10 protein-coding genes are annotated in these 7,836 nt (G+C 68.1%); 1 reads left to right on the top strand and 9 read right to left on the bottom strand.

All coding sequences use genetic code 11. The features are described 5' to 3' along the window. The 5 genes from QOI01_RS15050 to QOI01_RS15030 all read right to left on the bottom strand — a co-directional run. Positions 1 to 701, bottom strand: a 701-nt coding sequence (locus QOI01_RS15050) for a cytochrome P450 (RefSeq protein WP_526382217.1), incomplete at its 3' end; no start/stop codon positions are given. After that, positions 698 to 1,930 (bottom strand): cytochrome P450, encoded by a 1,233-nt coding sequence (locus QOI01_RS15045; protein WP_526382215.1) that lies wholly within the window; start codon positions 1,928 to 1,930, stop codon positions 698 to 700. The genes QOI01_RS15045 and QOI01_RS15050, both read right to left, overlap by 4 nt. Then, a complete protein-coding gene (locus tag QOI01_RS15040) occupies positions 1,927 to 2,211 on the bottom strand; it encodes an acyl carrier protein (RefSeq protein ID WP_526382213.1) in 285 nt (94 codons plus the stop codon). The genes QOI01_RS15045 and QOI01_RS15040 overlap by 4 nt, the downstream gene beginning before the upstream one ends. Then, positions 2,204 to 3,868, bottom strand: coding sequence for an AMP-binding protein (locus tag QOI01_RS15035; RefSeq protein WP_526382211.1), 1,665 nt, complete (start codon positions 3,866 to 3,868; stop codon positions 2,204 to 2,206). The genes QOI01_RS15040 and QOI01_RS15035 overlap by 8 nt, the downstream gene beginning before the upstream one ends. Beyond that, complete coding sequence (locus tag QOI01_RS15030) at positions 3,865 to 4,836, bottom strand: beta-ketoacyl-[acyl-carrier-protein] synthase family protein (RefSeq protein ID WP_526382209.1); 972 nt, start codon at positions 4,834 to 4,836, stop codon at positions 3,865 to 3,867. The genes QOI01_RS15035 and QOI01_RS15030 overlap by 4 nt, the downstream gene beginning before the upstream one ends. 96 nt (positions 4,837 to 4,932) lie before the next feature. On the opposite strand from QOI01_RS15030, the gene QOI01_RS15025 reads away from it, so the two are divergent. Further along, entirely contained in the window at positions 4,933 to 5,295 is a 363-nt protein-coding gene (locus tag QOI01_RS15025; protein WP_526382207.1) for a hypothetical protein, read from the top strand. A gap of 241 nt (positions 5,296 to 5,536) precedes the next feature. Here the strand turns inward: QOI01_RS15025 and QOI01_RS15020 are convergent, their stop codons facing one another. From QOI01_RS15020 to QOI01_RS15005, 4 genes are all read right to left on the bottom strand, one after another. Next, entirely contained in the window at positions 5,537 to 5,941 is a 405-nt protein-coding gene (locus QOI01_RS15020; RefSeq protein WP_526382206.1) for a hypothetical protein, read from the bottom strand. A 298-nt stretch (positions 5,942 to 6,239) separates the two neighbouring features. Next, entirely contained in the window at positions 6,240 to 6,536 is a 297-nt protein-coding gene (locus QOI01_RS15015; RefSeq protein WP_526382204.1) for a DUF8691 family protein, read from the bottom strand. Further along, the gene (locus QOI01_RS15010; RefSeq protein ID WP_526382202.1) at positions 6,533 to 7,237 is read right to left on the bottom strand and encodes a DUF2306 domain-containing protein; all 705 of its coding nucleotides are present in this window, start codon (positions 7,235 to 7,237) and stop codon (positions 6,533 to 6,535) included. Before QOI01_RS15010 ends, QOI01_RS15015 begins: the two co-directional genes overlap by 4 nt. Further along, a partial coding sequence (locus tag QOI01_RS15005; RefSeq protein WP_526382200.1) for a hypothetical protein occupies positions 7,234 to 7,836 on the bottom strand: 603 nt, incomplete at its 5' end. The genes QOI01_RS15005 and QOI01_RS15010, both read right to left, overlap by 4 nt.

Genomic DNA, 7,836 nt, shown 5'->3' with positions numbered 1-7,836 from the left:
GACCGCGCCGAGAGCATGTGTGCTAACAGATCTGCCTCTTCGGTGTCATGACGTGCCGCGATGATATCGTCCACTATCGCGTTGAGGCGGCTCACATTCTCGGCGTATCGGTGCTCATCGCGTCGGCCGAGAAGCACCCCGATGTCCGCAGGCAGGGTGACGCGGCGGATACAGTGCAGAATCGTCTCGGTCAGTGCGCGTACGAACGGGTGTGACTGATCCAGCCGGAAGGCGCCGAGCGACTGTCCGAACCCGGCCGCCGCGATGATCTCCAGCGCGGTACGGGTCATGTCGTCGGTGACGTCGACCGGTCCCGCGTTCGCTGCCCGGTCCCATGCTCGGGTCAGATCGTCGACGACGGCGACCATTCTCGGGTGGTGACGTCGCATGGCCTGCTGGGTGAAGCCGGACGCCAGGACGCCATGAGCGGTCTGCCAGTGCGGGTCGTCGGTCTCCGCGGTGAGGAGCCCGTCTCCCACCATCGGCCGCAGCGACGCCAGGTTGGGGTAGACGTGCTTGACGAATCGCTGTTCGTCCGCGAGTTCGGCCACCAGATCCACCCCGGACACGAAGGTGAAGTCGAGGTTGAAGAGGGTTCGCTGGAACACCGGCCCTTCGCGCTGCGACACGCGGACCGAATCCTGCATGAAGGTGGTCGCGAGAACCGGTCGATCCGCTGCGTTGTCGTCGATACCGCTCACCGCACGCCGTCCTGGCCCGGGGCGGTGACGACCGGCAGGGAAATCATGTTCCGGTCGAACATCAGGCCGGCCCACCGCAGGTCCTGATATGGAATCGCCAGTCGGAGGTCCGGGAACCGGCCGAAAAGGGTGCGCAACGCCACCTCGATCTCGCAGTGGGCCAGATGGGAGCCGAGGCAGTAGTGCGGCCCGTGGCCGAACGTGAGGGTCTGTCTGGCTGCTTCCCGGCCCGGGACGAGGCTCTCCGGATCCGTCATCACCTCCGGGTCACGGTTAGCGGCGGCGATCAGTACGAACACCACCGCCCCAGCCGGGATCTTGATGCCAGACACCTCGACGGTCTCCAGCGCGAAACGCCACGGGGAAAAGGGGAACGGCGGGTACTGACGTAACAGCTCGCCGACGACGGCCGATGCCCCCTCGTCGTCGCCGAGCATCGCCCGCAGGGCCGCCGCCGAGGAGGCAAGCTTGGCGGCGCCCTGCCCGATGGCGATCGCCGTGGACGTGATACCCGCCCCGATCAGCATCATCACTGCCGAGACCAGTTCCCGCCGGCTGATGGACCGGGTGTCGATCGCTTGCCACAGCCCGCCGATCACGGTCTCGGGCGCGAAGGCCCGTCGATCGGCTGTGGCCTCCTTGACCAGGTCGACAAGGTCGGTGTACGCCTCGCGCATCGGGGCCGACAGCGGATCGTCGCGGCGGCCCAACCGGCGATTCAGCCGGGCGGCCTCGAGAATCGCGGGCTCGGGGAGACCCAGGACGTGTCCCATCACCCGCTCGGTCATCGGGCCGGCGTATCCAGTGACGATGTCCGGAGCGGCGGTGCCCGCCAGCCCGTTGGCCAGCTCTCCGGCGATCCGCTGGATCGTGGGCCTCAAGCGGGCGACGGAACGTGCCGACAACCGGCTGTTGATCGCACCGCGCAGGCGCCGGTGGTCAGCTCCGTCGCTGTTCAGCACATGGCGTCCCTCGACGGCGTAGACGTCCTCGGGGTAGCGCCTCCCGGCCAGGCCGTGGTCGGGATCTGTGAGGCGCCTGAGGTCCTTGACGAAGCGCGGATCGCCCAGCACCTGAAGGCCTTCGGCATGTCGGGTGACGAGCCAAGCTTTCAGGCCGCCGTCGAGCACGACCGGCGTGACGGGTGCTTGCTCCCGCAGTCGGCGGAATACGGCTTCCAGCGGTTGCTGCCGGTCGGGCGCCAGGATCACCTGTGGCTCGGCGCTCATCCGAGCGTGTCCTGCTGGTGGACGCTCCGGGCGACCAGCAGACAGAAGTCGTGGCCGGTGCGTACGTCGAACAGATCGTCCTCGGCCAGATCGATCTGCCACCGTTCCTCGATCGCGACCACGGCGCGGACCAGATTGAGGGAGTCCATGCCGGGCAGCTCGGTGATCCTGCGGCCGAGGTCGATCTGATCGGGCGGACAGACGAGAATCTTGCTGAACTCTTCCAGTACGGCGGCCGTGATGCCGACCGGGACAATGATGTCGTTGCGCGCCTCAGACATGGTTGTGCTCTCTCCAGACGTCGGTGATCAACTTGGCGACCAAGGAACGCTGCCACTTCCCACTTGTGGTGCGGGGAAGTCCTCGTGGCGGGATGGTCACGGCCCGTACCCGGGCTGGTCCGCCCGCCGCGCCCGCGGCGGCGAGAATATCGCTGGCTACGCGTTCGCGGACGCCAGAGTCCGCGAACTTGGCCACCTCGGCCACCACGACGATGCGTTCCTCGTGCGGGTCGGCGATCGCCACACAGTTACCCTTGTAGATGCCGGGGACTCCGCGGACTGCCTGCTCGACGTCCTCGGCGAAATAATTGCGGCCGTGCACGACGATCATCTCCTTGAGCCGGCCGGCCACGAAGAGCTCTCCGTGGTCGAAGAACCCCAGATCTCCGGTACGCAGCCAGCCGTTGACCAACGCCTGCCGCGTGTTCGGGTCATCGTTGAGGTAGCCGGTCGTCACCGCGGGACCGTTGATGTGGATCTCGCCGAGGGTGCCGTCCGGGAATGGGTCTCCATCGGCCCCGCAGACACGGACGCGCATCTGCGGGACTGGCACCCCGAGCCCGACGAGCTCACGCCCCTCGGCTGTGGTCGCGCTGACCTGGCGTACTCGCTCGCCGGGGGTGAGGGCCCGGCGATCCACGATGATGACGCGGGGCGCTGTGCCCAGCTCGGGCAGCGTGATCGCGAGGGTCGCCTCGGCCATGCCGTAGCACGGGTACATCGTTGTCGGCGCGGCACCGAGCGGGGTGAACGTATCGGCGAACGCTCGGACTGTGTCAGCCTTGACGGACTCGGAGCCGTTGAGGGCTAGGCGCCACCGCGCAAGCCGGTCGCGGCCGGGATCGTCGCCGAAAGCTTTGCCGGCCGCGCGGACGAACGCGTCGTAGGAGAAGTTGGGACCGGTGACGATGCTGCCGCCCACGTCCGCTATGTGTGACAGCACCACTGCCGGATCTCTGATAAAGGCCGTCGGGTTGAACAGGTGCGCGTCGCACGGTGCCAGCAGTGAGCACAGCAGAGCCACGATGCCCATGTCGTGGAATAGCGGCACCCACTGCACGAGCACGTCGTCGGCCACTGTGCGGATGTGTGTGTTGATCGCGCCTACGCCAGCGAGCAGCGCCCGGTGCGTCAGCAGGACACCCTTGGGGCGAGCCGTGCTTCCGGAGCTGAACTGCACTGCGGCCGGCGCATCCGGATCCAGATCAGGAAGGGACGGCGGAGGTGCGCCGCCGCCAGAACTGTTGCCGGCGTCGATGATGACGATGCCTGTACGCAGGTGAGCCAGCTCCCGCCCGACGGCCAGCCCCGATCCGGAGGCGACGATGTGCCGGATGCCGGCGGCGTCGACAACGGCGGACAGTTGGCGCGCAGCGGCGACGGGATCGAGAACCACGGGCGGCAGCGGAAGGGCGGCGACTGCGGCACCGGTCAGGGCGACACCGAAATAGCTGGGAAGCCAAGACACCGAGGTGGGGACCAGCAGGCCCACTACGTCCCGTGCGCCTACCCCAAGCTGGGTGAGCAGGCGGGCGGCAGCAGTGGCTCGACCGGGAATGTCGCGGTGCGGTAACACCTCGCCGGTGCCGGGGAACACCACTCGGGCCGGGCTCTCGCGCAACGTGTCGAGCAGTTGCGCCAGCGTTTGCGGCGTCATGACGGCTGCCCGCCGGGGCCGGCCTGCACGACGAGGCAGGTGACCGCGAACCCCACCCCGATGTTCAGAATCAGGGCGTACGCGCATGGCGGTAGCGTTTGATCGTCGAGTAGACAGGACAGATTGGCCGCGAGATCACCGGCGAACAGGTGTCCCGTTTCCGGTAGGTGCAGCACCTCGGCATCGCCGAACTCCACCAGGGCTCCGGGGAGAATCGGTCTCAGCGCGTCGCGCTCGATCCTGGGCAGCAGGACCTTGCTCAGTCGCGGATCGCCCCTGACGAGCCCGGCATCGGCGAAGGCGGCTCGGACCGTGTCACGAACGCATCGCTCGATGGAGACACGCAGAATCGGGTTCATCGCCTCCACCGCTCTGCCGACGATCACATTGCTCCGGTTCAGCGGGTCTCCCGCCGGGAGAGCGGCCTCCTGCACCGAGCGGCCGCCAGAGGCCATCGAGCGGATCATCAGGCGTCCCTCACCGCGGGACAGCAACACCGCGGTTGCGGCGTCGATCAATGTCGCACCGATGCCTCGCTGTCGCCGCAACGACAGGTCGTTGCCGAGGGAGTCGGCAGTGAGCACCAGCGCGGTTGAGGTCCGCTCTTCGGCCATCAGATGTGACACGGCCATTTGCATGCTGATCGCGCCGCCGTTGCTGGTCTGGCGGACGGCCAGCGCGACCGCGCGGTCCGCGCCCACCACGCGGGCTATCATCGGCGCTGCCTTCCAGTCCTCCTCACCTTGCCGGAGGCCCGAGTACACGAGCAGGCCCACCTCGCGGGCGGGAACCCTCGTGCTTTCCAGCACCTGAGCCGCGACCTGCGCCGCCATTTTCCAGGCGGTCTCGTCTTCCGCTTGCCCGTCGGCCAGGTCGGTGCCGCCGGCTAGCGCGGCTTCGATCGAGAGCCGGTCTCGCGGTATCTGGACAGCTACTCCGCGCATCGAGAGATCAATACCGACTCGCAAGTGGAAACCTCCTTGTCGGACGAACCCTAGGGCGAAGATCCGGCGTTCGGTTACGATCAGCGTGGACGCTGCACCGAAGGATCATGGGTTGCCCTTTTGGGTAAGACCTTGATAAATAAGGAGATTCCGCTGACCGTCGGCCATGGCGCGATCGATGATCGAACTCGCCTGCCCGGCCTCGCCGACGGCTTCGAGCAGATCCTCGCCCACCGCGCCGTGCTGCTGCGACCAGGACCGTCGTGGTCACCGCCCGGCCCTGGCGCAAACTCACCGGCGCCCACCAAGTCCGCAGAGTGCCGCGAGCGATCGGCGCCGGCGGAACCGCCCAGCCACATCCCGGACTCCCGCAGCGCCGCCACGGTCGCCTCGAACATCATGGCCCCGGCCGAGACGGTGGCCACCGTAATGGTCCCGCCGCGGACCACGTCGGCGGTCACAGCCGCGGCCGGTAGCAGCTGACGCCTCTGCTCGGCGCTCGGATGCCGCGCCATACGGCAGCAGTTCGGCGCATCGGGTAACGCGTCGGGCGGTGAGGCGGTGAATCACGCACCGCGAAACTACAGCCAGCGTGGCAACTGGTACTGATCTGCCTCAGCGAGCATCGGCGCACCGCCGACCTCCGGCTCACGGACAAGGCCACACCGTGCCGCGACCAGCACGCCCACGGCGCCACCCCACGCCGGCAGGGTTCGCCCAGGCGTCAGCCGGTCGGTCGGCCGTTCACGCAATGGAAAATGGTGTCGAGATTGCGGCCCAGGCCGGAGACCTGCGTGCCCTTCCCGTTGGCCTGCGACCAGCCAGCGACGAAGAGCGCGACCAGGTGACCATCCGGCACGCTGTTGAGCCGGAACGCGCCGCTGGCCCTGCCGCCGGTGCGGCGCACGGCGGCGACTCGGTCGGCGATCTTGGCCGGCGTCGGAGATCGGAGATCTGGGTCGGCGGTGGCGTCGTACCACATGGCGGTCATGCTGGCCGCCTCGGCCGGGGCGATGGATGTCCACCTCAGGGTCACCGAGCCGTCGCTGTTGCACACCAGGCTCGTCTTCGTAGCCAACTGGTTGTTGACCGGGTCGTTGTCCAGCTCACCAGCGAGGGCTGTCGTCACGCCGACACCCACGCAGCCAGAGCAACGACGGCCGGCATCACTACTCGCCACCAACGCTTCACGTCGAACGTCTCCCTTCGGGGTCCACACCGTAGCTCAAGCCCGCTCGCCGGAATCATCGCGGTGGCGCCTAGCTTGTCGTTTAACTGGGCCGGCACCGAAGTCGCGTAGCTGACGGCCCTGCGGTTGTCCAAGCTGGACAGTGGTACGGCCTCGACACGATCATGCGTGTTGTCTGAAGAAACCCAAGATCGAACACCGAGACGACGCCGTCCGCGTCGAGTCTTTGGCCGTGTTATCACGGTTCAGAACCGATTTTTGCGCCCTGCCTGACGCTCGGTGTGCTCAGGCGTTCGAGCACTGACCTGCGGGTCACAGCGGGCGCACCGGTGGTTCGGAGCTCGGCGAGGACGGCGCCGATGTCGCGCAGGCCGGCGAGTACGCCGTGCAGCTGTGCTTGGTCGGCGACCGAGACGGTGATGGTGGTGCTGCCGTCCTCGTTGCGGGAGATGTCGAGCGCGCCGAGCCAGGCCGACCAGTGGTCGTCGAGGTGGCCGTCGACCCGGATCGCGTACGTCGTGGGTGCGGTGTTCACGACAATGCTCCAGCGCGCTGCGGACCTGCAGGCAGTGCGGGCCGGCGACGAGCGGCAGGCCGGTGGGCGGGGTGGCGCAGGGCCCATTCGGCGATGGCCAGATTGATCACCCAGCCGGCGCCCTTGGCGAGATCGGCGGCGAGCACGCCGGTGCCGAAGATCGCGCCGCCGATCGGTTCGGTGAAGGCCTGGGTGCCGGCGGCCAGGCCGATCGCGTACGCCCGCATCATCCACGCGCGGTGGGCCGCGATGTCGTGGCGACGTATGGCGGTGAAGCCGAGCAGGAGGCAGACGGCCATCGCGGACCCGAACACCAACCGAAGCACGTAGAGCAGAACGCCGGTGCCGGGCTGCGCCGCGTAAAACAGGGTCAACCAGAGGGCGGAGAGCACCACCAGCAGCCCGGCCACGGCCAGCACCCGGCCCGCGCGGCGGTGCCAGTCCATGTGCCGGCGCCGGAACCGCGGCACGAACTGCAGGATCCCGACCAGTGCGTACACCGCCGCGCTGACGATGTGCGCCACGAGCGGAAGCGGAAACCCGGTGAACCGGTGGTCGGCGGGGATGACGGCGGGGCCGCCTGCGAGCTGGATCAGCCGCAGCGTCCCGGCGGTCAGTGGGATTGCGCTCAGCACCAGCAGGGCGGCCGGTACCGGCCAGCTCCGCGGGGAGCCGGCCGGCTTCGACGTACGGTCGCTCATCGGACCGGCGCAACGGTGGCGGTCGACGCGGTGGGGCTGGTCTCGACGGGGTTCGTTTCGACGGGCGCGTGGTTGCGCTGGCTGAGCCAGAGGGAGACGCCGAGCCCGATCATCGCTATGCCGTTCGGGTAGGCCAGCAGCCGGTAGAAGGCATCCGGCATCATCGACAATGCGGCGCTGGCAAGGCCGCCTATGGTGAGGAGCACGGTCGCCCAGCGGGCGAGGATCCGGGCGCGGAACAGCGCGATGCCGAAGAGCACGCCGCCGGCCAGGTAGAGGATTCCCTGGATCTGCCACACCGTACCCAGAGCGCCGAGGTCACCGGTTACGGTGCCGCGGGCGGTGGACAGGGCGATGACGTCCTTGACGAAGCCCGGACTGGTATCGGCGATGGCGGGCGCGACGAATGCGGCAAGGAAAGTCGTGCCCATGATCATGAGGTAGCCGGCGCTGAGGACCAGGTAGCCGATGAGTCCGAGGAGGCCGTTGCGGCGGACCTGGCTCAGGTACATGCCGGTGATGCCGCCCACGGCCAACGCGGCCATCAGGACCTTCAGGCAGTCGCGGATGAAGACGTCGGTAGTGGTGATCGAGGTGAG

Source organism: Mycobacterium sp. (assembly GCF_032162605.1).
In the GTDB taxonomy this organism is placed as follows: Bacteria; Actinomycetota; Actinomycetes; order Mycobacteriales; family Mycobacteriaceae; genus Mycobacterium.
The sequence above is the reverse complement of the archived record's forward strand: the minus strand, read 5'-3'. Positions and strand labels throughout refer to the sequence as shown.